Source organism: Yersinia sp. J1, assembly GCF_050586585.1.
GTDB classification, from domain to species: Bacteria; Pseudomonadota; Gammaproteobacteria; order Enterobacterales; family Enterobacteriaceae; genus Yersinia; species Yersinia entomophaga.
The window spans coordinates 38967-65957 of the sequence record NZ_JBOBDP010000012.1 but is presented as its reverse complement, the minus strand read 5'-3'; the positions used below and the strand labels follow the sequence as shown (position 1 = coordinate 65957).

The following is a 26991-nucleotide window of genomic DNA, read 5'->3' as shown; positions in this document are numbered from 1 at the left end:
AATGGTAAACTGTCGGCTATTGTACCGATCTCTCACCTAGGGAACAGCATGTCTTCATATCAAGATCATCAGGCTCTGGCCGAACTCACTTTAGGTAAGCCTACCGCTTACCGTGACCACTATGATGCGGCCTTGCTACAGGCAGTTCCCCGCAGTATGAATCGCGAGCCGCTGGGATTATATCCTGATAACCTTCCCTTCCACGGCGCGGACATTTGGACTATGTATGAGTTGTCCTGGCTCAATGCCAACGGCTTGCCGCAGGTTGCCGTCGGCGAAATCAGCCTGAATGCCGATAGTGTTAATCTTATCGAATCCAAGAGTTTTAAGCTGTATTTGAACAGCTTTAACCAGACTCCGTTTAGCGATTGGGAAAGCGTTCGCCATACTTTACAACAAGACCTATCTATCTGCGCGCAGGGCGAAGTCAGTGTCACACTCTATAAACTGAGTGATATAGCCGGGCAACCTATTGCTGATTTCCATGGAGAATGTCTGGATGAACAAGATATTCGCATCGATAATTACGAATTCAGCACCGATTATCTGAAAGATGCCACGGGTCAACAGATCGTTGAAGAAACGTTGGTCAGCCACCTATTGAAATCCAACTGCCTGATCACTCATCAGCCAGATTGGGGTTCGGTTCAAATCAGCTACCGTGGCCCACAAATCAATCGTGAAGCATTGTTGCGCTATCTGGTTTCCTTCCGTCATCACAATGAATTTCATGAGCAATGTGTGGAGCGTATTTTCAACGACTTAATGCGCTTCTGCCAGCCTGAAACGCTGTCGGTCTATGCCCGCTATACCCGCCGCGGCGGCCTGGATATCAACCCTTGGCGCAGCAATACCGACTTCACTCCGTCGAACGGGCGTTTAGCGCGTCAATAATGCGTGCCATTACGCAACATTGGCAGTAAAAATCTCGTTAGTATTGGCAAAAAACAAGGGACAACGTTAAGGTGAATTGAAGTGTGTTACGGCAATAATGAACGATAAAGACTGCCGTCACCTGAAGAACAATTTATGTGATATTTCAATGGAGACATCGAGAGCGGAGCTCTGGTACGCAAAAAAGCGAGATCATAAAGAGAATAGCCGCTCTCTGGTGCAATGCAGTTACGACGGCCCCTCTGCGGGGCGTAAAGGAGTCATTTTGATTACACATATTAGCCCGCTTGGCTCAATGGATCTGTTGTCTCAGCTCGAAGTTGACATGCTAAAACGCACTGCCAGCAGCGACCTTTACCGCCTGTTCCGTAATTGCTCTCTGGCGGTATTGAATTCAGGTAGCCAGACCGATAACAGCAAAGAGCTGCTATCTCGCTACGAAAACTTTGATATCAATGTGTTACGTCGCGAGCGAGGCGTCAAGCTGGAGCTGGTCAATCCGCCAGAACATGCCTTTGTTGATGGACGAATCATCCGTTCACTACAAGCTAACCTGTTTGCGGTTCTGCGAGATATTCTGTTCGTGAATGGTCAGATCGTCAGTGCCGGACGTTTCCAGCACCTGAATATGGAAAACTCCAGCCATTTGACCAATCTGGTATTTTCTATCCTGCGTAACGCCCGCGCACTGCATATTGATGAAGATCCTAATATGGTGGTGTGTTGGGGCGGGCATTCTATCAATGAAATTGAATATCTGTATGCCCGCAAGGTCGGTAGCCAACTGGGTCTGCGTGAACTAAATATTTGTACTGGCTGCGGGCCAGGTGCGATGGAAGCGCCGATGAAGGGCGCGGCGGTAGGCCATGCGCAGCAGCGCTACAGACAAGGTCGTTTCATCGGTATGACCGAGCCTTCAATTATTGCCGCTGAGCCGCCAAATCCTCTGGTTAACGAACTGGTAATCATGCCAGACATCGAAAAACGTCTGGAAGCCTTTGTACGCATAGCTCACGGCATTATCATCTTCCCCGGTGGCGTTGGTACCGCAGAAGAGTTGCTCTATTTGCTTGGGATTTTGATGAATCCTGAAAACAGCAATCAAGTTTTACCTTTGATTCTGACCGGGCCAAAAGAGAGTGAAGATTATTTCCGGGTATTGGACGATTTCATCGTGAATACATTAGGAGAGAAGGCGCGGACTTACTATCAGATTATTATCGACGATCCGGACGAAGTGGCTCGCCAAATGAAAAAAGCCATGCCACTGGTGAAAGAAAATCGCCGAAATACCGGCGATGCCTATAGCTTCAACTGGTCTATGCGCATTGAACCAGACTTGCAATTGCCATTTGAACCAACCCACGAGAACATGGCTGCACTGAATTTATACCCTGATCAACCGGCAGAAAAGCTGGCTGCAGCACTACGTCGGGCATTTTCAGGCATTGTGGCTGGTAATGTAAAAGAAGTCGGCATTCACGCCATTGAGGCTTATGGGCCTTATAAATTACACGGCGACCCACAAATGATGAAGCAGATGGATCATTTGCTACAGGGCTTTATTGCTCAGCATCGAATGAAATTACCGGGCAGCGCATATACGCCATGTTATGAAATCTGCCCTTAAACGCGAGCGGCTACGCGTGCTCAATAAGGTTTAAGCGGCAGTGAGGATAATCCCCGATACTTAGTCATTCTAAGTATCGGGAGAGTACGGGGAGTAATAAAGTCGATGCGATAGCATGACGTATCAGAAGTATCAGAAGTATCAGAAGTATCAGAAGTATCAGAAGTATCAGAAGTATCAGAATTATCAGAATTATCAATAATACCGATTTTATTTTCACCCACACAATTTCGACTATCAGGACTCTTGCCTTCAGGTTATGGATATACACCTTCTTATCGTTGACGCTCTCAATCTCATTCGCCGCATCCATGCAGTGCAAGGTTCCCCTTGTGTAAATGCCTGTACCCATGCATTACAGCAACTTATTTCACACAGCCAGCCTACCCATGCGGTTGCCGTTTTTGATGAGGATGACCGTTCCGATAGCTGGCGCCACCATTGTTTGCCGGATTACAAAGCTGGGCGATCGCCAATGCCGGATAATTTACAGCAGGAAATGCCGCAGCTTAGACAAGCTTTTGCCGAACTGGGCGTCCCCTGCTGGCACTCTCCCGGCAATGAGGCCGATGATTTAGCCGCCACGCTAGCAGCTAAAATTGCCGGAGCCGGACATCAGGTCACCATAGTTTCTACCGATAAAGGTTACTGCCAGTTATTGGTGCCAAACGTACAGATTCGGGATTACTTTCAGAAACGCTGGCTGGACTTACCATTCGTCAAACAAGAGTTTGGCGTTGCCCCACATCAATTACCTGATTATTGGGGGCTAGCCGGTATCAGCAGCAGCAAAATCCCCGGCGTAGCAGGGATAGGCGCTAAAACGGCAGCGGTGTTATTGCAACAGGTCAACAGCCTGGAAGAGTTATATCAAAACCTAGAACAGGTTCCGGAAAAGTGGCGAAAAAAGCTGCAACAGCATCAGGACATGGCCTTTATCTGCAAACAGGTAGCCACGCTTAAAACAGATTTACCGCTGAACGGTAACCTGCAACAGCTACGCTTAGGCCATAGTTAAGGGAGCAATCGGCCTAATGCTGGTCACTTAAGGTGACCAACTGCCTTTTTATCCGAGCTGGTAAGATTACGGGCATGCTCAGGAAAAGTGAGATTGATAATGCCGAGGGCTTGTGAAAGTTCCATTAAAAAGGGTTCATGCAGAGACATGAACCCTTTTACATCAACCAACGGATCGGTCAACCGCTCATTAAACGATCGGCATTAGCCAATCGCCCCCCTGATTTTACATCTTAGCTATTGAATCTCTGCCGTTGACCCGAAGGTTTTAAAGATCGGGGTTTGAACGTTTAATTTTGAATCCCGAGCGCCCAATCACTCACGTTTGGCTGTGAGTGAAATCATAGATTTAGCTTTAACCAACAACTAAATACGTTCATCTCTACGACCTGGAACGCCAGCCCAGATACGACGAACATGCACGGTCACTTCCTCACGATCGTGATAAAGCTGTTTAGCCTGAATATGCGCATTAATACCGTTTTCTTTCAACTGTTCATCCATCATCGCCAGGTTTTGCAACACTTCTTCGTAGCGCTTTTTCATTGGCAATTTAAGATTGAAAATTGCCTCACGACACCAGCCATTGACCAGCCAGTCGGTAATCAGCTGCGTTACTCGCGCTGGCTTTTCAACCATATCGCAAACCAGCCAATAGATATTGCTGCGCGTTGGCTCATATTTGAATCCGTCCGCACGGTGATGAGTCACCTGCCCGGTATCCATCAGACTCTGGGCCATAGTGCCGTTATCCACCGCCTGCACCATCATGCTGCGTTGAACCAGCTGATAAGTCCAGCCACCCGGACAAGCGCCGAGATCCACCGCGTGCATGCCGCTTGCCAAGCGTTCTTCCCACTCATCCGCAGGAATAAATTCGTGGAAAGCCTCTTCCAGCTTCAGCGTCGAACGGCTTGGTGCATCCGAAGGGAATTTCAGGCGCGGAATCCCCATATACAGAGGAGAGTTGTTGTTACTGTAGGAATAACCGACATAACAGCAACCAGAAGCGATAAAGAATACGTGAACCACCGGACGATGCGGATTTTCACGAGTCTGCAAAATCTTCTGTTCACGCATCGCGGCACGCAGCGGCACCGTCAGTTTGCGGCAGAATTTAAGCAATTCTTTACTCTCATTGGTGTCCGGCACTTCAACTCGCAGTTCACCGGCTTTTTCCACCACGCCGACCAACATCCCTACGATCGGAGACACTCGGTCTTCCGGCGGCAGATCCTTTAGCAGTTCGCCAACAACCATCATTTGCCGAGCAAAAATCAGCTCTTTAAACGGCAGCTCGCGAATCAGGCGATCCGCATCTTCATGCTGGTAACACTCGAATAAGACATAACCGCTATTATCTTTTACCCGAGCAAAACCAAAGACTTCGTGTTCTGCGGCCTTGGCGGTAATTTCCGCCGCACACTCTTTTTCAAAGCCTTGACGGCAATATAAAGCAATTTTATTCATGGCGTTCTGCCCTTTTCCGTAGACGCAGCGCGCCAATCAACATCAAAATCCATCCCGCCAGAAAGCATACGCCGCCAATCGGCGTGACATATACCCAAAGTTTCAGGTGCGATAGAGCCAGGCAGTAGAGACTGCCACTAAATAACAGGGTGCCGAGGGCCAATAAAGCGCCGCTCCAGTAAAACCAAATACTGATCTGGCGCTGCATAGCAACGGCCAAAGCGAGAATAGCCAGAGTATGAAATCCCTGATATTCCAAACCGGTACGGATCCAGGCCATTTCATTTACGCCCAGACTTCCGCTTAATACGTGTGCGCCAAAAGCACCAAAAGCGACATAGAAAAAACCGCTGATAGCGGCAAAGATCAGCATCAAACGACCACTCATCGTTATTTACCTTATTTTATAGATAGTTACCGTGGTGAAATTAGGTAATTTTGCGTTTTTTCACGATCAATTTTCGTAGCGGAATCGTAATTTCTCTTGTTCACTGGCTGCCCGAGCCAGAATCCACTGACGAAAGGCAGCTATTTTACCCAGTTCTGCCTGACTGTCATGACAAACCAGATAAAAAGCATTTTTACTTACCAGAACCTCATTGAACGGACATACCAACCGCCCCGCTTCGATTTCGGTCTGAGCCATCACATTATTCACCAAAGCAATACCCTGACCGTGAACCGCGGCCTGAACCACCATGGCACTGTGACTAAAAATCGGCCCCTGCTGCACATTAATTTGCGGAACGCCCAACTGACGGGTATAGGCCAACCAGTCGCGGCGGGAAGTATCATGCAACAAAGTATGATTAGCCAGATCTGCCGGCATTTTCAGCGGATGTTCGCCCATTAGCAGGCTAGGAGCACAAACTGGCAGCAGAAACTCGGCGTACAATCTTTCGGTGCGCAGCCCCGTCCAGTTGCCGCGACCGTAGAAAATAGCCACGTCTACATCATCTGCCAATTTATCTTCTTCACGGTCAACGGCCTGGATTCTGACGTCAATCCCCGGATAAGCTGAGTTAAAGCTAGATAAACGCGGAACCAACCATTGAATAGCAAAACTCGGCGGTAAACTGACCGTTAATGCCCCCTTGGCGCTACGGGCCTGTAATTTGCGCGTAGCTTCGTTAATCGAAGTGAAAATTTCTTTAATATCCAGGTAGTAACTTTGCCCTTCTTCCGTCAGCAGTAAGGAACGGTTACGTCGACGGAAAAGCTTCAGGCCCAGAAAGTCTTCCAGAGATTTAATCTGGTGGCTAACGGCGGCCTGAGTGACAAATAATTCATCCGCCGCCTTAGTAAAACTGAGGTGGCGCGCGGCCGCATCAAACACGCGGAGAGCATTAAGGGGTGGCAATCGTTTTGACATGAATTGGATACTTTTTTATAACGGCTCATCCGCGGATGAAACCCTTTGTTTACTTATTAGTTTTTGTAATGCGAGCCATTATAAATTGTCCGTTGATGATGCGCCAGCAAATACCTATAGTGGCGGCACTTCCCGAGCCGGAACGAAAAGTAAGTTTAGTATCCAGGTACTGAATTGCTTTTGGCTTTGTGGTTGTGATGTTGTGTTTGCAAATGGTCTGGAATGCCAGACATAGTAGCTAAGCTACTGTTTTTTCACTTCCTGTACATTTACCCTGTCTGTCCATAGTGATTTTATGCAGCACCGCCCCATAAAGCGGTGCTTTTTTTTATCTTAAGTTTAAGCTTCACTGCGCGTTGCACGTCAGAAAAGCTTAAACTTAATCAGGTAGTCAGGCTAAAATCCGCCGGTATTATTTCCCTTCCGCCATTTCTTTTACTTCGGAACGGTTAATTTGCTGTTCTGTGCCGTTGGCATCAATGTAACTGATCATACCGGTATCATTATCGACTTTAGGTTTACCATCGGCGACGATGGTGCGACCATCATTGGTATGCATGACATAGTTGCTTGAGCAGGCTGCGAGAGTAAAAGTAAGCATTAAAGCGGAAAGTACGGCAGCTGTCTTTTTCATGGATCACTCCTTGCAGATTAAAATACTGAAAAAAATAATTTAGATTATTAAATTAATTATTCGCCAGACACTATTCAGCATAACAAACTTATTACATATTTCCATGAATCTGGGCAATTAGCGGGCTAATTACCCGTTAAACACCGAAAAATAAGAATGATCTTAGCTTTTCAGAGGATTTGAGCACTGTATGAAGTCTTTTAACCCCGCAGCTTTTCGCGCAGAATTCCCGGCTATCAATAGTTCGGGAATTTACCTGGATAGCGCCGCTACCGCGCTGAAACCCCAAGGGGTGATTGATGCCACTCAACAGTTTTATGCGCAAGATGCGGCCACGGTACATCGCAGCCAGCATCAGGCCGCTCGTTCCCTGACCTTGCGTTTTGAACAAGCTCGTCAGCAAGTCGCTGATTTTATTAACGCTCCCACGGCAGAAAATATTGTCTGGACCAAAGGCACTACCGAAGCGATTAATCTGATCGCGCAAAGCTACGCTCGCCCTCGCCTCCAACCCGGAGATGAAATTCTGGTGAGCGAAGCAGAACATCATGCCAATCTGATTCCCTGGCTAATGGTCGCAGAGCAAACTGGCGCAACCTTGGTAAAACTACCGCTGGGCAGCGACTTTCTCCCTGATTTTCAGCAGCTACCCGCGTTATTGACCGGGAAAACGCGCATTTTAGCGCTGGGGCAAATGTCTAATGTCACCGGCGGTATGCCTGATTTGGCTTTGGCTATCGATCTGGCACACAGTAAAAACTGCATAGTGGTCGTTGATGGTGCTCAAGGTGTGGTACACAGCCCGGCGGATGTTCAGGATTTTGATATTGATTTTTATGTTTTTTCTGCTCATAAACTCTATGGCCCGACGGGAATTGGCGCGTTATATGCCAAAACAGAACTGCTGGAAGAAATGTCTCCTTGGCAGGGGGGCGGTAAAATGCTGACTCAAGCTTCCTTCGCCGGTTTTACTCCGCAGGATGCTCCTTACCGTTTCGAAGCAGGAACCCCCAATATCGCCGGGGTTATCGGCCTGTCCGCCGCACTTAGCTGGCTTGAAAATATTGATATTGAAGCGGCAGAAGAATACAGCAGTGGTCTGGCTACGTTAGCGGAAGAAAAACTGAGCAAACTGGACGGATTTCGCAGTTATCGTTGCTCTCACTCCAGCTTGCTGGCTTTTAACTTTGACGGAGTACACCACAGCGATTTGGTAACACTGCTGGCAGAGCAAGGTATCGCTCTGCGCGCCGGTCAGCATTGTGCTCAGCCGCTAATGAGTGCGTTGGGTATCAGCGGTAGCCTGCGAGCCTCGTTCGCGCCCTACAATACCCGTGAAGAAGTAGAAAGCCTCTGCTCAGCGATAACTTTCGCGCTAACATTATTGCAGGATTAATGAAAACCTCAGGAAAAGCTGAGGCTCACTGAATAGAAAAGAGAAGAAAATGACCGCCCCACATCCATTTGGCCAAGAAGTTACCCGCGACGACCTTATCGAGAAATTCAGTACTCTGAAACAGTGGGAAGATCGCTACCGCCAACTGATTTTGCTGGCTAAGCAGTTACCGCCGATGGATGAATCGCTGAAACAAACTGAATTCGAACTGTCCGGCTGTGAAAACCGAGTCTGGCTTGGCCACGAACTTTTGGCGGATGGCCGACTGCATTTTTATGGGGACAGCGAAGGCCGAATCGTTCGAGGTTTACTGGCGGTATTACTGACCAATGTGGAAGGGAAAACGCCCCAACAGATTTTGAATCAAGATCCGTTAGATTTGTTTGATCGACTGGATCTGCGCCAACAGCTAAGCAGTTCCCGCGCCAGCGGTTTACAGGCACTGGCGCAGGGCTTTAAAACGATTGCTGCTCGCTATCAGAATCCGATTTAGACCGCCTGAAGTTGTCGCGCCGCTTTTGCCAGCATTTTTTTCAGGGCATGAGAGACCGCAACAAAACCGAAGGTGGCGGTGACCATAGTCACCGAACCGAATCCTGAGGCGCAATCCATCTTTTTAGGGCCTTCCGCAGTGCTGCGGGAGGCACAGACGGAACCATCAGGTTGCGGATAAACCAGCGGTTCAGTGGAAAAAACGCAATCAATCCCGAGCTTACCTTTGCTGTTTTTCACTACGTTATAATCGCTTTTCAGCCTTTCACGCAGTTTAGCTGCCAACGGATCCTGAATCGTCTTGGCTAAATCAACAACTTCAATCCGAGTTGGATCTATCTGACCGCCAGCGCCACCGGTTGCTATAACCGGAATTCTATAGCGACGGCAATAGGCCAGTAATGCCGCTTTGGGACGAATGCTATCAATTGCATCAATGACATAGCTAAAGTTTCGATCCAGCATCTCAGCCACGTTGTCTGGCGTAATAAAGTCATCAATGCAGGTAACCTGACATTCAGGGTTAATCGCCCGAATACGCTCGGCCATAACCTCTGTTTTAGACTGCCCCACATATTGTCTCAGCGCATGTACCTGCCTGTTGGTATTGGTTACACACACGTCATCCATATCAATCAGAGTAATGGCACCGATACCGGTTCGGGCTAAGGCTTCTGCCGCCCAGGAACCCACTCCGCCAATACCAATCACGCAAACGTGAGCCTGCGAAAATACCGCCAGCGCCTGTTGACCATAAAGACGGGCTATGCCACCAAATCGCTGTTGATAAGCTTCAGAATACAGTGTGCTCATAACCTTATTTGTACCTTATAGAGAAATAACCTAAAACCAGTCTACGAATGCAAAAGCGGCCAATTGGCCGCTTGATAAGCTGTGACTGTAAACAGAGTCACGCCATGAGTCGCCTAGTTGTTCACTAAAAGCGAAGAGCTGGAAGGCGTGTTAGCTTTATCACCTTTATAAGCGGTAAACATTGGGCCACCGCTTTGAGCATTTTTCAGCACCCATACACGGCCATAATGGTTATAGAAACCAGCAGCCTGACCGGCTTCATGACCAATACCCTGATAAATATCGAAATGCTGACCTTTGATTGCTCCACCGACGTCCAGTGCAACCATCAGGCGCATTTGATATTGCCCGGTAAATTTGCCCTGTTCGTCCAGCAGCGGCACTTCGGCCAGCAGCGTTGTTCCCGCAGGAATTAATGAACGATCCGATGCAACGGAAGCTTTCGCAATCAATGGAACCGCGCTCGCACCTTTTACCGGGGCGTACATTTCCGGTTTAAAGAACACAAAGGACGGGTTCTGCTCTAATAACTCTCTGACTTCAGCTTCACTGTGCGTTTCAGCCCATTTACGAATAGCCTGCATCGACATATCGGCCTTAGCGACTTCACCGCGGTCGATCAGCACTTTCCCAATGCTGCGGTAAGCATGGCCATTTTTGCCTGCGTAACCAAAGAAAGTCAGAGGCCGCCCATCACCAAAATCTACGTAACCGCTGCCCTGCACTTCCATCATAAAGTTATCCATCAACGAATTGGTGTAAGCGATAACTAAATTGCGATCATCCAATGCGCCCGCGTAGATTCCGGCGCGATCCGGCAGACGGCCTTTGCCTTTTTTAGATGGCATACGGTACAGAGGATGACGGAATTCTCCTTGCGGCGTATAGCGAGCTTGTAAAACCGGAGTGTAATAGCCGGTAAACTGGACGTTTCCAAAATTATCCACCCCTTCCATTTGATAAGCGTTCAAACCAAACAGGCTGAGTTTGCTGGTATCCGCACCCGCTAACATCCAGTTTTGGACTGCTTCAAAAGTATTACTGTGGCGGTTGTAAAGATTAGGTGAAGCCTGATTAATCACTTTCACCTGATCTGAATAATCTTTTGCGTTGACCGGCTTACCCGTGGCGCTGGGTTCATTCACCAGTTCCAGAGAATGGCTCAATCGACCATCCTTATATTGTTGACCACGATCGGTGGGCCGTGACTGACAACCAGCCAATACTGCAATCATTAATCCGCTCAGTAGGTATTTGCCCCAACGTCCTTTCATTACACGCCTTCTTATACACACATTTTATCTTCCGGCTGAACGATAACAAACGCCTATGGATAAAGGAATCAGTAGCCACAAAAAATCATATACTGACTCATATTGCCCATTACGTAGAAAAACAAACCACATAGTTCACAAATTAGTCAATTGATTGTCTTTATGCAGTTTAAATGCCAAAAGCACTTGCAAGAAATGTGATCCAGAGTATAGTGCGCTGAATCGGACGCGGGGTGGAGCAGCCTGGTAGCTCGTCGGGCTCATAACCCGAAGGTCGTCGGTTCAAATCCGGCCCCCGCAACCAACCGATACTGATTACCAGCAGTATCAAATGTCGTCCGATAGTCTTGAAATAATAGTAAAATAAGTTGTTAGACGGACGCGGGGTGGAGCAGCCTGGTAGCTCGTCGGGCTCATAACCCGAAGGTCGTCGGTTCAAATCCGGCCCCCGCAACCAACAACTTGATAGTCAGTAGAAAATAAGCATTAAGACGGACGCGGGGTGGAGCAGCCTGGTAGCTCGTCGGGCTCATAACCCGAAGGTCGTCGGTTCAAATCCGGCCCCCGCAACCAATTCTTAATCACAGTTTTCTAACTCAAGACACCCTCAAGGGTGTTTTTTTGTTTCTGGCCTCCGGAAACTACCCTATCCCGTCTGACTTCCCTAATGTATTTCCTTACTCCATTCCCAATCAGCCAATCCTTGGACCGATAAATTCCAAAGCGCCTTAATACCATTCCCAGCGCCATTACACCCGAGCAACTGCCCCACCGTTAGCAAAGTAAGCTTTGATTCCGGCAAATACAGATTCAGCAATTTGTTGTTGGAAATGACTGGTACGTAATTTACGTTCTTCTTCTACGTTACTGATAAAGGCGGTTTCTACCAGAATCGAAGGGATATCCGGCGCTTTTAATACGGCAAATCCAGCTTGATCAACTCGATTTTTATGCAGTTTATTAATTTTACCCAATCGATGTAACACTTCTTTACCAAATTTTAGGCTGTCGTTAATCGTCGCGGTCTGTAGCAGGTCAATCATGGTGTGATCCAGATAGCGGTCGCCGCTTTTACTGACGCCGCCGATCAGGTCAGCCTCGTTCTGGGTTTGCGCCAGGAATTTCGCCGCCGTACTGGTTGCACCTTTGGTGGATAACGCAAATACCGACGAACCCCGAGCGGCTCTATTGGTAAACGCATCTGCATGAATCGAAATAAACAGATCGGCGCGCTGCTTACGGGCTTTTGCCACCCTGACTTTCAGCGGGATAAACACATCTTCATTTCGCGTCATAAATACCCGCATATTTGGCTCACGCTGAATCAGCGCGCGAAGGCGGCGGGCAATTTGCAGCACAATGTCTTTTTCGCGAGTTTTGTTTTTCCCTATTGCGCCAGGGTCTTCGCCACCGTGCCCAGGATCCAGCATAATAACAATCGGGCGATCACGTCCTGCCTTACCCGCCCGAGCCGATTCGGCCGGCAAGGTTCGCTCCACGTTACCTTTGTTGTAATCCTCAAGTAGCGCCAACAAAGGATCGTCTTCCTCGGAAACGCCTCCCTTAGCGGGATAAAGATCGACAACCAGACGGTTACGGAATTTGGAAACAGGCTTCAGGGTAAACAGCTGCGGGCTAATACTTTGCTTGAGTTCCAATACTAGACGCACGGTATTTTTATCAAACTGTCCAACGCGAGCCTGCTTTAAGTAAGGATCGCCAGATTGGATTTGCTCACCAATCTCTTTCAGTACGCTATTGAGATGAACGCCTTCGATATCCACCACAATTCTGTCGGGATTCGTTAAAGCAAATTGGCGATATTTAAGTGGCGTATTCGATTCCAACGTCACACGGGTATAGGTTGAGGAAGGCCATACCCTAACGGCAACTACCTGAGATGCGGAGGCAAATCCAACCTGACTAACACTGAGTAACCAGGTTGCAGCTACGCCTTGCAGTAAACGGCGACGCGCGGGATTATGATCTGAATTTGCCATGGAACTCCAAAGTAACTACCAATAAACGATGAAAAAACAACCAAAAAAGATAATGATGGCAAAACTTTAGCGAATCACTCCTCCTCTGTCATCAGAAAACATTTTTATGTTATTCAATTTATTACTCTCTCATAGCCATACACATGCATTTAATAGCAATTTCTTGCTTGCCTTCACGGCCATAAAAGAATAAAAATACAAAAATACCGAATAAAAATTCAAAGAGGGTCTGCCGTGAAGGAACGTAGTACTGAACTGGTCCAAGGGTTTCGCCACTCAGTTCCCTATATTAATGCGCACCGGGGCAAGACGTTTGTCGTCATGCTCGGCGGGGAAGCGATCGAACATGAAAACTTCGCCAATATTGTCAATGACATAGGGCTATTGCACAGTCTAGGGATTCGTCTTGTGGTGGTTTATGGTGCCCGCCCACAAATCGACAGCAATCTCGCTCAGCATAACTATGAACCTATTTATCATAAGCATACTCGGGTAACTGATTCCCGAACTCTGGAGTTGGTTAAGCAGGCAGCAGGATTACTTCAGTTAGATATCACCGCTCGTTTATCCATGAGCCTGAACAACACGCCACTGCAAGGTGCTCATATCAACGTCGTCAGCGGTAACTTTATTATCGCGCAGCCGCTCGGCGTGGATGATGGTGTTGATTATTGCCACAGCGGCCGTATTCGCCGTATTGATGAAGAAGCGATTCATCGTCAACTGGATAGCGGGGCTATCGTTCTGATGGGGCCGGTGGCCGTTTCTGTCACCGGAGAGAGCTTTAATCTGACCTCTGAAGAGGTGGCAACGCAGCTTGCGATTAAGCTAAAAGCGGAAAAAATGATCGGTTTCTGCTCATCTCAAGGGGTAACGGATAGAGATGGGAATATTATTTCCGAGTTGTTCCCCAACGATGCCCAGAAACGCATTGAAGAACTGGAGCAAGAAGGCGACTACCACTCCGGCACGGTACGTTTCCTGCGTGGGGCATTAAAAGCCTGTCGCAGTGGCGTTCGTCGCAGCCATTTACTGAGTTATCAGGAAGATGGAGCACTAGTGCAAGAACTGTTCTCCCGCGATGGTATCGGTACCCAAATCGTAATGGAAAGCGCAGAGCAGGTAAGACGTGCAACTATTAACGATATTGGCGGCATACTGGAGCTTATTCGTCCATTGGAACAACAAGGTATTTTAGTGCGCCGCTCCCGTGAGCAGTTAGAAATGGAAATTGATAAATTTACTATCATCGAGCGTGATAATTTGACTATCGCCTGCGCGGCTCTCTATCCATTCCCAGAAGAACACATTGGCGAAATGGCCTGCGTAGCGGTTCATCCCGATTATCGCAGTTCGTCCCGCGGTGAAATGCTGTTAAAGCGGGTAGCCAATCAGGCACGCCAGATGGGGCTGAAAAAGCTGTTTGTGTTAACCACTCGCAGCATTCACTGGTTTCAGGAGCGCGGTTTTACTCCCGCAGAAGTGGAAGTTTTGCCCGTTGAGAAGCAGGAACTGTACAATTATCAACGGCGTTCAAAGATCTTGCTGGCAGATCTATAGCTCATTGATATAAATAGCCCGTTGATATAAATAAATTTGAATCTGAGAATTTAAAAAGCGCAGCTCGTTACCGGTAAAGCTAATAATCGATGGTACAAATTATTAGTGGGGGTTCGAGCTGTAACTTTTATTTATGGGCAGCGCTTATGTGTAGATAGATGCCGATGCGTAGATGCTGATGCGTCGAAACGACAGATTTCTTATACGACGAACGTCAAAAACCAAGCAAACAAAAAAATAGCAACAAACTGATTTATAACGATTTATACATTCCCCTGCCGTTACTCTTTTTTGCTCATCAACATACCAAAACATTAACTGAAAGCCCATCACCTAACCCTTCCGCTGATAAGCTTTACCAGGCTTTCCATCCGCTTACGTTGAGATATTGCGACCATTTCCCCCATTAAACATGGCACCCAAATCACCGGCTAAACGCTAGCGAATTAAGCGTTCCACCAAACCACTGCGTCGCTGAGTTGGAGTCAATATTGCGCTGGTCAATACCTTATCAGTGCAATAGAGCGTTAAGTGCTTCCGAGCACGGGTTATCGCCGTATAAACCAATTCTCTGGTGACTACCGGAAGAAAATGGTTCGGTAAAACTAACGCCGTGTGCTCAAACTCCGATCCCTGAGACTTATGCACAGTCATCACATAGGCTGTTTCATGGCTGGGCAAACGACTCGGTTGTACCGATTTAATGCTGCCATCAGGTAACTGGAAATGAACGCGTAAATCGCCTTCAGAGTCATATAAAGCAATACCAATGTCGCCGTTGAATAACCCAAGGGCGCTATCATTGCGGTCAATCATTACAGGCCGGCCAAGATACCAGCGACCTGATGGCCCAGGAATCCGGCGAATCAATCCTTTCTGGTTGAGAATCTGCTCAATTCGTTCGTTCAGACCGCTAACGCCAAATGGCCCGGTTCGAAGCGCACAAAGCAACTGATAACGACCAAATTCAGTCAATATAACAGCGGGATCGGCCCCCTCAACCACCTGCTGCAAATAACGCTGATAACCGACGAGGCTATGGTGTAATAGAAGTTGGTAGTCCTCAGCGTCAGATAACGGGAAATACTCAATATCTTCGAAGTTGCCATTCAATATGGAGAGTGCCTCACGAGGCTTACCCGCGTTGACCGCTAACGCCAGTTGTCCAATGCCGGATTTCTCATCAAAACGGTAGCTTTTCCGGAGCAAACACAGGCTATCGCGTATATTTGCCGCGTTATCGATAGCAGTTCCAGCAAGCTGGCAACCGGTCAGACGCGTCAGCTCTTCTGCCCGCTTTGGGCTATACCCTGACTCTACCAGCCGGCAGATATCCCCTAAAACGGCACCGGCTTCAACCGATGCCAATTGGTCCCTATCTCCGAGGAAAATCACTCTAGCCTGCGGTGGCAGTGCCGCAATCAATTTTGCCATCATAGGTAAATCAACCATCGATGCTTCGTCTACCACCAATACATCCAAATTCAACGGATTTCCCCGGTGAAAGCGTAAACGTTGGCTATTGGGTTGAGCGCCAAGCAGGCGATGTATCGTTGAGGCCTGATCGGGAAACAGCTTTCTTTCGTTTTCACTGAGCGGCAGAGCGCTACTGGCCTTACCTAATGATTCCGTTAATCGCGCGGCAGCTTTCCCGGTCGGGGCAGCCAATTGAATACGCAATCTTTTCACTTCATTCAATTGCACCAGCGCCGTTAACAGCTTGGCCACCGTAGTCGTTTTTCCGGTGCCTGGCCCGCCGGAAATCACCGAAATTCGGCGAGTCACGGCAACAGCCGCAGCCACCTTCTGCCAATCGATTTCACTCGATGACGAACCAAACAGGTTATCCAGAATCCCTCGTAACCGTTTCTCATCGATTGGTTCATTCACTTCATCACGGGCAATAAAATCTGCTACATCGCCCTCACTCTGCCACATACGCTGCAAATAGAGGCGTTCCTGCTGTAATACCAAAGGCGTAGGTAAAGAGCCATCACTGATTGCATCCGAATTTTCTAACGCAGCCTGCAAATCTGCAGCATCCGGTTCGCCGGCAGCTTGCCATAACGCATGAGCCAAATCGGGCTGGCGCCCGCAAAACAGTCGTTCCGGATGCAATCTATCTAAAGGCAGGCAAACGTGCCCGGCTCCGGTTTCAGCGCTTAAATATGCTGCTACTAACTGGATTAAAGGAGAATTATCAGTGGCAATCATCCGTGCAAACTGAACGTCTAACGGGCGCAATAGTTTGTCGCTAACCGCCTGTTCCAGCAGCGTTATCATACTGACTCTCCTTCTACGTTCACGGATTCCCCGCTAAATAGGCGATCCATTCCTTCAACCAAGGCGATATCCGGCCGACAGTCAAAAACGCCGTTTCCGGGTTTTTGGCTGTCGGCACCACGTAAAAAGAGATAAATCACGCCGCCAAAGTGCCGCTGATACTCATAGTCGGGTAAACGATGGCGCAAATAACGATGCAGAGCCAAGGTATAGAGCTGATACTGCAAATCATAGCGATGTTCAGCCATAGCCTGTTCCATCGCCTCTCTGGTATAGGCGCTGCTATCTTCCCCCAGCCAGTTTGATTTGTAGTCCAACAGATAATATTTACCCTGCCAGCAAAATACCAGATCGATAAAACCTTTTAGCATTCCTTGAACCTGCTGGAAATCCAGCTTGGGGCAACGGGCGGATAGAGGGTCATAGTACCTGACCAAAGCATCCAGTTCATTTGGCTGCAATAAACGCTCGATAGGTAGGTAAAACTGCAGCTCTGCTTGCTTCTCCTTCGGTGATAAATGGCTCAATGTCACGCCTGTATTGTTTAACGGCGTAGTGAGGATATCGGTAATCCATTGATACAAAACCGGTTGCCATTCATCCCCTAGCCCCTGCTGCTGTAGTTGCTCAGCTAACCAGGCTTCGTCGAGGGGCTGACTGAAGTCCAAAGGTTCCAGTAAATCATGTAAAAAGGTTCCAGGCGCAGCGCCTCGCGGGAAGGTATGAGCCGTCAAACCCGCTTCTTCCGTAGGCCCTTGTTCTCCAGCAGCGTCGGTGTCCAGCTTCGGTAATAGCTCCTGAGGTAACACATCGTCTGCCGGAATACTGATATTTTTGGACGAGCCGTGTTGTTGTAACCCCGAATAACTGGTTACACGCCAGTTATCGAACATTCTGCGGGAGAAGGTACGACCAGCCAGCTCGGGCATAGGTTCGTTTTGCTGCTGCCACTGACGATCATCCAGCCGTTCGACCACGGTGACCGCAATATCCTCATCGGATAATTCAGCCAGTTTTTCAGCCAGGTAAACGGCGTCTCCTGCCTGCGCAGCTTGAACCAGGTAACCGAGAGCACTGAGATGCATATCACTCTCCCCCTGTTTTTTCCGGCCACCTTTAATGAGGGGAGCAATACCTATGCTACAGTGATAAACCGAGCGGGTAAGGGCAACGTATAACAGGCGAAGATCTTCAGCTAACCGCTCTTCTTCAGCCAGTTGCTTACTCTCGTCACTGGCGTTCAAATCCAGCAGGGCTTCAAAATTGGTTCTATCGTGGTACAACACATCCTGTTGCTGCCTGAAATTGCCCACAAAAGGCAACCAGACCAAGGGGTACTCCAATCCTTTCGACTTATGAATGGTGATGACCTGCACCAAATGGCGATCGCTTTCGAGCCTTAACTGTTGATTTTCCGATTGATGGTTGGGCTGAGCAATCTGTTGAGCCAGCCAGCGAACCAGACCATGCTCACTTTCTAACTGCGATTCTTCTTCCTGCAATAACTCCCCCAAATGCAACACGTCAGTCAGCCGCCGCTCACCACCAGCCGTAGCCAGCAGATTTTCAGCCAATCCCCTACGCGCAATAAGCTCACGTAGCATCGGTAAAACACCACGTTTTTGCCAGTGTTGGCGATAGCGATCAAACTCCTCAACTAACGCATCCCAAGCTTTTTCATCGTGATTAAGGGCATCTAACATCTGCGCATCCAGCCCCAGCAAACTGGTCGCCATAGCGCTGCGTAATGCCCTTTCTTGCTCTGGTGCCAATACCGCCTGCAACAACCACAATAAATCCTTGGCTTCTGGGGTATCAAATACGCTGTCTCGGTTGGACATATACACCGAAGGAATAGAAAGCAGACTTAAGGCATCACGTATTAACGCAGCTTCCGCGCGGCTACGCACCAGAATAGTGATATCCGACGCTTGTACCGGACGCGGCCCATCCGGTGTCTGTAAAATCGCCTTTCCATGCTGCCCGGCGGTTAGCCAATCACGAATCTGCACGGCACATTGGCGAGACATAAGCTGCTGATATTCACTCACACCAACGCCATCACCATGCTGTAACCAGAAATGCAGTGCAGGCTGCGTAAGACCCTCAATCTGGAAATCCAATACCTGGTTTTTCTCTGCCGCCGCAACTTCAATAAAGGGTATTTGCTCGAATAAAAAAGGCGCTTTAACTCGGCTAAATAAGCGGTTTACCGAACGAACCATCGGAAAAGATGAACGCCAGTTGGTTTCCAACGTGTAGTGAGCATTAACCTCAGAGCGAGCACGAATATAGGTAAAGATATCCGCACCACGGAATGCATAGATCGCCTGTTTGGGATCGCCGATAAGCAACAGACCGCAATCTTTCTGGCGGCCATACAGCGTATTGAAGATGCGGTATTGTTGAGGATCGGTGTCCTGAAATTCATCAATCATTGCAACGGGATAACGCTGCCGGATAGCGTCAGACAACATTTCACCGCCCGGCTGCTGTAAAGCAGCATCCAAACGGCTGAGAAGATCGTCAAAACCGAGCTCTGCCCGCTGCCGTTTCTCCTGCTGAACACTCATTCGAATTTCGCTGATAGCTCGAGCCAAAATCAGGTCTCGCAGCGTTAAGGGTTGTTCAAACAAAACGTCAATCGCGGTAAATAGTGGATGTTCAGGAACCGCACCTTTTTTGGTTTTTTCAAACAAAACTGTCTGGCGAAACTTCTCTAATTCTTTGGGCAAGAGATAGTCTAGGGTTTCCTGCTCGGCCCATAGCCCAACTTTCTCAAGCCAATTGGGGAGATGTTTACTGCTGTAACTACGCTTATCAACCCCTGATTCGCTAATCAAAGCAGCCAGTTCATGGGCGCTTTGACGCCAGAATTCTTTTAACTCATCGATCTTCGTGATGACCTGCTGATGACGGCTGAGAATCGTTTCGTCATCCCCAGGAGTTTGTCGCAGCTTAGGCGCCTCCCCCTGTAAATATGCAGATAAATCTTTGAGTAACGCTTCTGGTCCACTCCATTCCTGACTCACTACCGTGGCAACAGCCAAAGGCAATGGATAACAGTGACGACGCCAAAAATCGGCACAGGCCTGCCGCCGCAGCGGTAATTCATCCTGAATCAGTTTTTGTTCGAACAGAATCCCGGATTCAAATGCGTTATTAGCCAGCATCCTCTGACAAAAACCATGAATGGTATAAATCGCGGCTTCATCCATTTGCCGCTCGGCCGCAAGTAGATACGCCGCAGCAGCGGGTAAATCCGTGATCTCTGCCAATAACGCCCGATGCGCGGGATTACTACTCTGCCCTCGCACACAGGCGATACGTAATTCATGAATATTGTTACGGATTCTCCCCCTCAACTCTTCGGTCGCTGCTTCGGTAAAGGTTACCACCAAGATTTCCTCTACGGTCAGCGGGCGTGGGTAAGCGGAGCTTCCCCCCAATCCGAGTAACAATCGTAAATAGAGCAATCCGATAGTAAAAGTTTTACCCGTACCGGCCGACGCTTCAATCAGGCGTTCGCCATAAAGCGGTAAAGTCAGCGGTTCAAGGCGTTGGGGAGAATTTGTCATCATGGCACCAATACTTTCCGTGGCAGAGTTTGCTGTAACGAGGACACGTTAGGATAAGTTTTCCACCCTTTAGGAGCAGCATAACTCCCCACATCCTTTCCGTTACCTTTAACCTGAGAAAGCAACGCAAGCCCCTGAGGTTTAATCACTGCCTGCTGGAAATAGTCAGCTAGCTCGGCGTTATTAATTAGCCGAACCTGAGCGATCAATTTATCTCGAGTATCAAAAGCAAAATTATTTCGATTAAAGTCATTACTGAAGCGGCTGGCTTCTTCACCCAACGTCTGCGGGCGTTGCAGCAGTTGGTTAATCAGTCCCTGCTTATACTGCTCGAAATCTGCCGGTTTCATATCCCGCAAACGCTTCTCAGCCTGAGGATAGAAAGCCTGATAGCGTTGATAGAGGTACTTAGGTTGCTTGCTATTACTTTGCAGCAAGAAACCTATTCCCCATTGACGCCCTACCGACATCGGGAAGGCAAAGACGGCATAGCCTAACTGCTCCTCGGTACGCAACCGGTCGTAGAACCACGGTTGAATGATTTGCCCCAACAGGTTGCTGTAAGCCATGCTTTTGATTTCATCATAGCCAGTAGGAATATATACCGCAGCCAGAGCCGCATCAGTGCTACTACCAATTCGTTGTAAATTGGCCAGCTGCACCTTATCAACGATTACGTCTTCGTTGGTCCACCAATTTGTGCCAATGCAACCCAGCTGGTTTTTCAGGGCTTCAGCTAACTCGCTAACCTGTTTAGGTGCCATATTCCCGATAGCCAGGATTTCAACCGCAGACTCCTTAAGTAAACTATCACGGTAAGCGATCACGTCCTGCACTGTGATCGTATCGAGGAGCTTACTTCTTTCACTACGCTCGGTATAAGGCACGCGAGAAAGCATTTTTATCGGCTGAATCGCCAGTTCAAATGCTTTTCCTTTATCCGCAATAGCCAGCTGTTCGCGATACCAGGATTTAGCCTGCGCCAACTGCTCTTCTGTCGGAGTGAAGCTGGAGTACCCTACGACTAAAGAGGTCAATAGCTGAGGTAAACGCTGAGTAAAACCATTGGCATTGACGTATAAACCATTGTCCGGCCCGGTCGAGAAGCTAATGCCACCGATAGATGCCTGATAGCTCAATTGATCGAGAGAAAGTGAAGCCAGATAGTCTGTCAGAGCGAACAATACCTGATGACGAGCATCGTCCAGCGCATGTTGATTACGGAATGCGAGAGAGATATCCGCTTTAGGTTCATCGGCAAAATACTGGCTAGGCATATAGAACACCCGTAAACCTGGCTGATCGACGATTTTCTCTGGTCGGGTCATTTTTTTATCGACTTCAACCAAAGAAAAATTATCAGGAATATAAGGATTTAGCGTCGGTAAAGAGAGCGCGACTTTTTGTTCTAAATTTTGCCACTCTTTCAACTGCTGCGGCGTGATTTTGTTCACCTGATAAGGTGCATCAACAAAGTAAGCCGTTTTGTTATGTGGTTCATCAGGGCTGATGTACCAGATTCGGGCATTTTCCGGCGTCATTTCCGCCAATCGTGCTGCAATGGCTTTAGGATCAAAACGATCGGCCAGATAAGGCGCATCAAGCGTATGCTCGACCGGTACTCGCAGCATCATATCCACCAGCCACTCAATATAATCCATATCCCGAGTGATAGATGGATAACGGAAATCCAGGTTCAATACATGTGCAATTTCGTCAAAGTAGCTTTTATTAATGCCTTCTTTGGCCAACATTTTCAGATATTCAAAAATAGCCGCAACGACTAAATCTCGCTGTGCCAGCCCTTTATCTGTCAAGGATACTGAGATTGAAAATACTCCACCGTTGCGATCAACCATAGGATCGGCCCCTGCGTTGATCGAGTCGGCAAGCCCCTGCTTTTGTAGCCAATCAGATAAGGTGTTTTTGCTACGGTTACCAATCAGATAACTAATATAAGTATCTGTCTTGCTTCGAAATTCGGCACTATTGTTGTCGATGCGAAAATCAATTTTCAGCTGCTTACGCGGCTGTGCGGGAACATAGTGAATGATGATGCCGGTTTGCTCAGCGGTAACCACAGGTACGGTGATAGGTGGAACCTTGGCATCATGATTAGGAATACGACCAAACGTATCTGCCGCTAACTGAGCCAGCTTATCCAGAGGCTGGTTACTATAAATTACGCCAACCATCAGGTTTGCGGAATAATAACGCTTATAAAAATCTAACAGTTCATCGTGCAACTTTCCGTCAGGCTTATCTCTCAGCGTCTCCAAATTTCCACCGGAAAAACGAGCGCTAGGGTGAGCCGGATTGAGCGTTTCTGCGTTAACTTGCCCAATGCGCATACCGTCACGAGAACGGGCCATAGTCAGTTCGGCATTGACCGCGTTACGCTCACGATCGGCATTAATCGGATCCAGCAGAGGCTCGGCAATAGCATCGGCCAAACGTTCGAGCGCAGGTGCTAAGGCGTCATTTTCCACTTCCAGATAAAATGCTGTGCGATAAGAAGCCGTGCTGGCATTGTGGCTACCACCGTGTTTTTTCAGGAATTCCGAAAGATTTCCCGGTTCAGGGAATCGCTTCGACCCCATAAGAACCATATGTTCAAGGTAATGAGCTAACCCCAACTGATTATCAGGATCTTCCAGCGTGCCAACAGGCAGCGCCAAAGCAGCCAAAGACTTAGGCGCATCCTGGTCAGAAACCAAAAGTACCGTCATACCGTCAGCCAGTTTTATTGCCTGATATTTGCGTTGATCGTGTTGGCTTTTATGAATGGTTTCCGCTAATGGTTGCCAACCTGTCGAAGCCCAGCTAACCGGCATCCACAACCATAATAAGAAAATTACACCGGCGATACGGGTAAGCTGTTTGTGCATTCCTTTCTCCCATGACCCTAAAAATATGGCACCAGAATTTTGTCGCGTTTGTTGAGTACCAAACGTTTGGCACCTAGTTTTTCCACAGGCTGATACTCATCAGCAAATCTCAAAAAATGTAATATTTAGGACAATAAAACAATCAGTTAGCAAAAGGTGAACAGCTAAATAAAAAGTTCGAATACTATTGCCATTTACTCTTCACCGCCCAATTGTTGTTAAACTCGATTGTGCTGCGCAACAGGTAATAAGTAACGTTCCGTTTCTTGTAAAATCATCGCCAGACGAGCGCTGTCCATGTGGCGGAAAACTCGTTGAATGTAAGGATCTTCTCCCTCTCCAGCTATTTGCTGAGATCCCTGCCAAGCCAATAAAAGCTTGTTGCGGGCTTTTTCCTGCGTGTCTTCATCCCACAGAATTTGTCCAGACTCCGCATTAAAACACTGACTGAGCCAAGCCCAGCCACTTTTGCTCAAAAGCAATAATGGTCGGCTCATTCCTTTTTGGTAACCCTCGAGTAATATCTGCAGATTAGCCTGAGCCTCACAGGCCTCCAGAGGCCCAAAACGCCATGCGGTTCCTTTTCGACCATACATTCGGCTTTCGCCTTTTCCGCCCGCTGCACAGTAAACCACGTGTTCAACCCAAAGAAGCAACCCATCCACTGCGGTTAGAGCCGCTGGCCGCCAGCGAACTAATCCATCGGCTTGCACCTGATGTATCCAGCCGGTGATAGACATGTTTTCCACAGTGATATTTAATTCAAGGCTATATGTCTCGCAGCGCTCCTCTCTGACTTGCTCGGCAAGCAAGGCCATTTCTTCGAGCTGACCGCGCCAGTAAATCTCGCCAAATGCCCCGAAAGGAAGATCGCCACTCGCTCGCGCTCTAGCAAAAACTTTATCAACATCTGACTGCTCTACTAATGCATTCAATAACTGAGTATTTAGTTGATAACGGCTGAGATTATCCAGCGTGAATGGCTCTTCGTCTGGTAATTCCGTCTCTTCGATAACGAAGTTAACCCCCAAACGACGCTGGAAAAAGGCTCGAATCGGGTGACGATAAAAGCGGGTTAAGTCATCCAGTAGCAGTTCTTGTACTGGCTCCGGCGAGAGCGGCTGATTAAAATCAGGATGAGCCTTCCCCTTTGCGCCTGCAGCAGGCAACCATTCCACCGCATAGCTTTGCATTTCACTACCCTGAATAAAGTTCTCTATCGCGAAGGGTACTCGCGCATGCCAGTTTTGTAAGTGATCAATAACCTGTTGTGCGCTTTCATCCACGCTAACAGACTCATCGCCGGGAAGATGGAAACTCTGACCGATATATTCGATCAATTCACTCACCAGTACCGATGGATAGCGCAGACTATTATCCTGAATCGAACGCCCGATATAGCTGATATACAGACGCTGTTGTGCTGACAGTAGAGCCTCGAGGAACAGATAGCGGTCGTCGTCCCGACGGCTGCGATCTCCACGCTGAATTTGTTTAGCCATCAAATCAAAGCCCAACGGGGGCAGAGTGCGCGGGTAGACACCGTCGTTCATTCCCAACAAGCAAACCACTTTGAATGGGATTGAGCGCATCGGCATCAATGTGCAGAAGTTTATTGGCCCTGCCAGGAACCGCTGACTGATTCTCTCGTTATCCAACCGAGAAGCCAGTTCTTCTCGCAGTAAAGTCAGGGGAACACATTCAGGATACTGGGCGCTAATGCCATAACCGATCACTTTTAACCATTGCTGCTCAATCAGAGCAAGCACCGCTTCAGTTTCATTATCCTGTTCAAAAAAGGTATCGAGCAGTTGGCGACATAGCGGCGACCATTCCGCCAGCGTTCGCGCCTCACTCAATTGCTGCCTCCAACGACTCAGTTGCATCAGCATTTCGGCTAATTGCCCAACTATTTCTGCCGCCAGACCACTGGCTTCATCATATGGCAGAACATCATGCCAATCGCCGGCCTCACTGCTCATCGCGTAACCCAATAACATGCGAGTCAATCCAAAGCGCCAGGTATGCTGCCCCGTAGCCGGTAACGATAATTCGCGGACATTATCATCATCCAGCCCCCAACGAATGCCGGATTCACCGACCCACTGGCGTAAGCGTCGCAGCCCGTGTTCATCAATACCAAATTTGTTAGCTAGGGCTGGAACTTCCAGTAGCGCCAATACCTGCTCGGAGGTAAAACGGCTTTGAGGCAGGTCCAGCAAGGTAATGAAAGCCTGCAGCGCAGGATGTGCCTGACTGGCTTTCCGATCTGAGATAGCAAAAGGCAGGTAACGATCGGCAGAAACATTACCAAAAACCGCCTGAATATAAGGCGTATAGCTATCTATATCCGCAACCATCACAATGATATCTCTTGGCGTCAAACTGGGATCTTCCTCCAGCATGGCCAAGAGTTGATCCTGTAAGACCTCGACTTCTCTTTGTGGGCTGTGACAGATATGCAGGCAGATAGAACGATCAGACGGATCCAAAAGACGTTTTTTATCGCTGGAGGCTAACGTTTCTGGGGTTGTACCAATAACGGCGTGATCTTCTAGCTCCAGCATATCGTGTTGAATCGCGTGCAGCAGATTATCAGGCTCAATATCGACAAAAGCATGTACCTCTTGAATCTCATCGACCTGAGATAACAAATACATATGGTCGCGCCCCAAGCGTCCCCAAGAAGCCAAAAGAGGGTTACTTAGCTCTTGCTCCCCTTCCTCGTTAAACAGTAGTGCAGCATTCTCCGGCTCACGGAATAGGCTTAACTCCAGTTTTTCGCGATAATGTCGACGTTTACGGCTCTGCAACTTTGCCAGAAAAGCGTAATTCTGGATATCGCCCCAAAAATAGCGGCAAGGATTGGTGAACATCAGGTGAATATCAATATGTTTACCTAAGGCTTGCAACGCCGACAGGTAGATTGGTGGTAATGCAGAAATACCACAGATAAAGACTCGTTTAGGCAAACCCGGAGGGCAAACGTCGGTTTCAAGTAAGGTGCGAATAAACCGTTGATAAAGATTGGCACGATGCCATTCTGGCTGCTGAAGCTGACGTGTATATTCGGTTAAAGCTTTCCAAAGCGGAGCCTGCCATTCCTGAGCCTCGTCCAGACCGTCGACTCTAAGCCCTTGCTCCCAAGCCTCCAGCCACTTGGGTCGATATACCAAATATTGGTCAAACAGGTCAGAGACCCGCGCCGCTAGCTGATAAATTTTTCGTTTATCGCCATCGTCACTCAGGTAGCGCTGTAGCGACGAAAAGACGGGTTCGTTTAGTAAATCGGGAAGTAGCCACATCAGTTTCCAAGTCATGGCATCTTTGCTGAAGGCGCTTTCTTTCGGTATGCCAGGTAATACCTTAGTAAACATATCCCAGATGAATGTTGCGGGCAGCGGGAACTCGATATTAGCCGCAATGCTAAACTGTTGTGCCAATTGCATCTGTAGCCATTGCGCCATTCCGGGGCTTTGCACCAAAATAACTTCCGGCTCAAAGGGATTATCCAACGGATCTCTTTCTATCAATGCCGTAGTCAGCGTTTTGAGTAAATCTAATTGATTAGAATGATAAACCGTGAACATCGCGACTCCCAAATGGCGCATATAATCTATAGGTCAATCGGGTCATTCCTGATGAATTCCCTCTAGTACCCAATACTCTAGCCTGACATAGCCTAATGTA

Annotated in this window: 17 protein-coding genes and 3 tRNA genes; 9 read left to right on the top strand and 11 right to left on the bottom strand. The window is 48.3% G+C overall.

Going from position 1 to position 26991, the window contains the following annotated elements; genetic code table 11:
• Positions 1-48 precede the first annotated feature (48 nt).
• The 3 genes from queF to xni all read left to right on the top strand — a co-directional run bounded on the left by queF (position 49) and on the right by xni (position 3542).
• The gene (queF, locus tag ACQ4OC_RS15210; RefSeq protein ID WP_430971321.1) at positions 49-894 is read left to right on the top strand and encodes an NADPH-dependent 7-cyano-7-deazaguanine reductase QueF; all 846 of its coding nucleotides are present in this window, start codon (positions 49-51) and stop codon (positions 892-894) included.
• A gap of 265 nt (positions 895-1159) precedes the next feature.
• Positions 1160-2524 (top strand): nucleotide 5'-monophosphate nucleosidase PpnN, encoded by a 1365-nt coding sequence (gene ppnN, locus ACQ4OC_RS15205; RefSeq protein ID WP_064518338.1) that lies wholly within the window; start codon positions 1160-1162, stop codon positions 2522-2524.
• Between the two features lie 259 nt (positions 2525-2783).
• The gene (gene xni / locus ACQ4OC_RS15200) at positions 2784-3542 is read left to right on the top strand and encodes a flap endonuclease Xni (protein ID WP_064514806.1); all 759 of its coding nucleotides are present in this window, start codon (positions 2784-2786) and stop codon (positions 3540-3542) included.
• Positions 3543-3907: 365 nt separating this feature from the next.
• Here the strand turns inward: xni and rlmM are convergent, their stop codons facing one another.
• The 4 genes from rlmM to ACQ4OC_RS15180 all read right to left on the bottom strand — a co-directional run bounded on the left by rlmM (position 3908) and on the right by ACQ4OC_RS15180 (position 7017).
• Entirely contained in the window at positions 3908-5011 is a 1104-nt protein-coding gene (gene rlmM, locus ACQ4OC_RS15195; protein ID WP_064514808.1) for a 23S rRNA (cytidine(2498)-2'-O)-methyltransferase RlmM, read from the bottom strand.
• Positions 5004-5399 carry a DUF423 domain-containing protein gene (locus tag ACQ4OC_RS15190; protein WP_120806914.1) on the bottom strand — a complete coding sequence of 132 codons (396 nt, stop codon included), beginning with the start codon at positions 5397-5399 and terminating at the stop codon, positions 5004-5006. The genes rlmM and ACQ4OC_RS15190 overlap by 8 nt, the downstream gene beginning before the upstream one ends.
• A 66-nt stretch (positions 5400-5465) precedes the next feature.
• On the bottom strand, positions 5466-6383 hold the full coding sequence (locus tag ACQ4OC_RS15185) for a transcriptional regulator GcvA (protein WP_064514810.1): 918 nt from the start codon (positions 6381-6383) through the stop codon (positions 5466-5468).
• A gap of 412 nt (positions 6384-6795) precedes the next feature.
• Positions 6796-7017, bottom strand: a complete 222-nt coding sequence (locus ACQ4OC_RS15180) for a YgdI/YgdR family lipoprotein (RefSeq protein WP_064514812.1) — start codon at positions 7015-7017, stop codon at positions 6796-6798.
• 190 nt (positions 7018-7207) lie between these two features.
• Here ACQ4OC_RS15180 and csdA point away from each other — a divergent pair, with 190 nt between their 5' ends.
• Positions 7208-8413 (top strand): cysteine desulfurase CsdA, encoded by a 1206-nt coding sequence (gene csdA / locus ACQ4OC_RS15175; protein WP_064514814.1) that lies wholly within the window; start codon positions 7208-7210, stop codon positions 8411-8413.
• 49 nt (positions 8414-8462) lie between these two features.
• Positions 8463-8906 carry a cysteine desulfurase sulfur acceptor subunit CsdE gene (csdE, locus tag ACQ4OC_RS15170; RefSeq protein WP_430971320.1) on the top strand — a complete coding sequence of 148 codons (444 nt, stop codon included), beginning with the start codon at positions 8463-8465 and terminating at the stop codon, positions 8904-8906.
• Here the strand turns inward: csdE and tcdA are convergent.
• Entirely contained in the window at positions 8903-9718 is an 816-nt protein-coding gene (tcdA, locus tag ACQ4OC_RS15165) for a tRNA cyclic N6-threonylcarbamoyladenosine(37) synthase TcdA (RefSeq protein WP_430971319.1), read from the bottom strand. The two genes, csdE and tcdA, sit on opposite strands and share 4 nt — an antisense overlap.
• A 113-nt stretch (positions 9719-9831) precedes the next feature.
• Positions 9832-10992 (bottom strand): murein transglycosylase A, encoded by a 1161-nt coding sequence (mltA, locus tag ACQ4OC_RS15160; protein ID WP_049599868.1) that lies wholly within the window; start codon positions 10990-10992, stop codon positions 9832-9834.
• A 227-nt stretch (positions 10993-11219) separates the two neighbouring features.
• On the opposite strand from mltA, the gene ACQ4OC_RS15155 reads away from it, so the two are divergent.
• From ACQ4OC_RS15155 to ACQ4OC_RS15145, 3 genes are all read left to right on the top strand, one after another.
• A tRNA-Met gene (locus ACQ4OC_RS15155) sits at positions 11220-11296 on the top strand.
• Between the two features lie 76 nt (positions 11297-11372).
• Positions 11373-11449 (top strand) — tRNA-Met (locus ACQ4OC_RS15150).
• A 39-nt stretch (positions 11450-11488) separates the two neighbouring features.
• A tRNA-Met gene (locus tag ACQ4OC_RS15145) sits at positions 11489-11565 on the top strand.
• A 176-nt stretch (positions 11566-11741) separates the two neighbouring features.
• Here the strand turns inward: ACQ4OC_RS15145 and amiC are convergent.
• Complete coding sequence (gene amiC / locus ACQ4OC_RS15140; RefSeq protein ID WP_064514820.1) at positions 11742-12992, bottom strand: N-acetylmuramoyl-L-alanine amidase AmiC; 1251 nt, start codon at positions 12990-12992, stop codon at positions 11742-11744.
• Between the two features lie 234 nt (positions 12993-13226).
• Here amiC and argA point away from each other — a divergent pair, with 234 nt between their 5' ends.
• Positions 13227-14552, top strand: coding sequence for an amino-acid N-acetyltransferase (argA, locus tag ACQ4OC_RS15135; protein ID WP_430971318.1), 1326 nt, complete (start codon positions 13227-13229; stop codon positions 14550-14552).
• A 438-nt stretch (positions 14553-14990) separates the two neighbouring features.
• Here argA and recD read toward each other — a convergent pair whose 3' ends face one another.
• The 4 genes from recD to recC all read right to left on the bottom strand — a co-directional run bounded on the left by recD (position 14991) and on the right by recC (position 26891).
• Positions 14991-16835 (bottom strand): exodeoxyribonuclease V subunit alpha, encoded by a 1845-nt coding sequence (gene recD / locus ACQ4OC_RS15130; protein ID WP_064514823.1) that lies wholly within the window; start codon positions 16833-16835, stop codon positions 14991-14993.
• Complete coding sequence (gene recB, locus ACQ4OC_RS15125; RefSeq protein ID WP_120806847.1) at positions 16832-20416, bottom strand: exodeoxyribonuclease V subunit beta; 3585 nt, start codon at positions 20414-20416, stop codon at positions 16832-16834. The genes recD and recB overlap by 4 nt, the downstream gene beginning before the upstream one ends.
• The gene (gene ptrA, locus ACQ4OC_RS15120; protein WP_064514827.1) at positions 20413-23301 is read right to left on the bottom strand and encodes a pitrilysin; all 2889 of its coding nucleotides are present in this window, start codon (positions 23299-23301) and stop codon (positions 20413-20415) included. Before ptrA ends, recB begins: the two co-directional genes overlap by 4 nt.
• 218 nt (positions 23302-23519) lie before the next feature.
• Complete coding sequence (gene recC, locus ACQ4OC_RS15115) at positions 23520-26891, bottom strand: exodeoxyribonuclease V subunit gamma (protein WP_430971317.1); 3372 nt, start codon at positions 26889-26891, stop codon at positions 23520-23522.
• Positions 26892-26991: the final 100 nt, after the last annotated feature.

Coding starts and splice junctions, on each gene's coding strand:
- queF (WP_430971321.1), top strand. CDS start 49: ATGTCTTCATATCAAGATCATCAGGCTCTGGCCGAACTCACTTTAGGT.
- xni (WP_064514806.1), top strand. CDS start 2,784: ATGGATATACACCTTCTTATCGTTGACGCTCTCAATCTCATTCGCCGC.
- rlmM (WP_064514808.1), bottom strand. CDS start 5,011: ATGAATAAAATTGCTTTATATTGCCGTCAAGGCTTTGAAAAAGAGTGT.
- ACQ4OC_RS15190 (WP_120806914.1), bottom strand. CDS start 5,399: ATGAGTGGTCGTTTGATGCTGATCTTTGCCGCTATCAGCGGTTTTTTC.
- ACQ4OC_RS15185 (WP_064514810.1), bottom strand. CDS start 6,383: ATGTCAAAACGATTGCCACCCCTTAATGCTCTCCGCGTGTTTGATGCG.
- ACQ4OC_RS15180 (WP_064514812.1), bottom strand. CDS start 7,017: ATGAAAAAGACAGCTGCCGTACTTTCCGCTTTAATGCTTACTTTTACT.
- csdA (WP_064514814.1), top strand. CDS start 7,208: ATGAAGTCTTTTAACCCCGCAGCTTTTCGCGCAGAATTCCCGGCTATC.
- csdE (WP_430971320.1), top strand. CDS start 8,463: ATGACCGCCCCACATCCATTTGGCCAAGAAGTTACCCGCGACGACCTT.
- tcdA (WP_430971319.1), bottom strand. CDS start 9,718: ATGAGCACACTGTATTCTGAAGCTTATCAACAGCGATTTGGTGGCATA.
- mltA (WP_049599868.1), bottom strand. CDS start 10,992: ATGAAAGGACGTTGGGGCAAATACCTACTGAGCGGATTAATGATTGCA.
- amiC (WP_064514820.1), bottom strand. CDS start 12,992: ATGGCAAATTCAGATCATAATCCCGCGCGTCGCCGTTTACTGCAAGGC.
- recD (WP_064514823.1), bottom strand. CDS start 16,835: ATGATAACGCTGCTGGAACAGGCGGTTAGCGACAAACTATTGCGCCCG.
- recB (WP_120806847.1), bottom strand. CDS start 20,416: ATGATGACAAATTCTCCCCAACGCCTTGAACCGCTGACTTTACCGCTT.
- ptrA (WP_064514827.1), bottom strand. CDS start 23,301: ATGCACAAACAGCTTACCCGTATCGCCGGTGTAATTTTCTTATTATGG.
- recC (WP_430971317.1), bottom strand. CDS start 26,891: ATGTTCACGGTTTATCATTCTAATCAATTAGATTTACTCAAAACGCTG.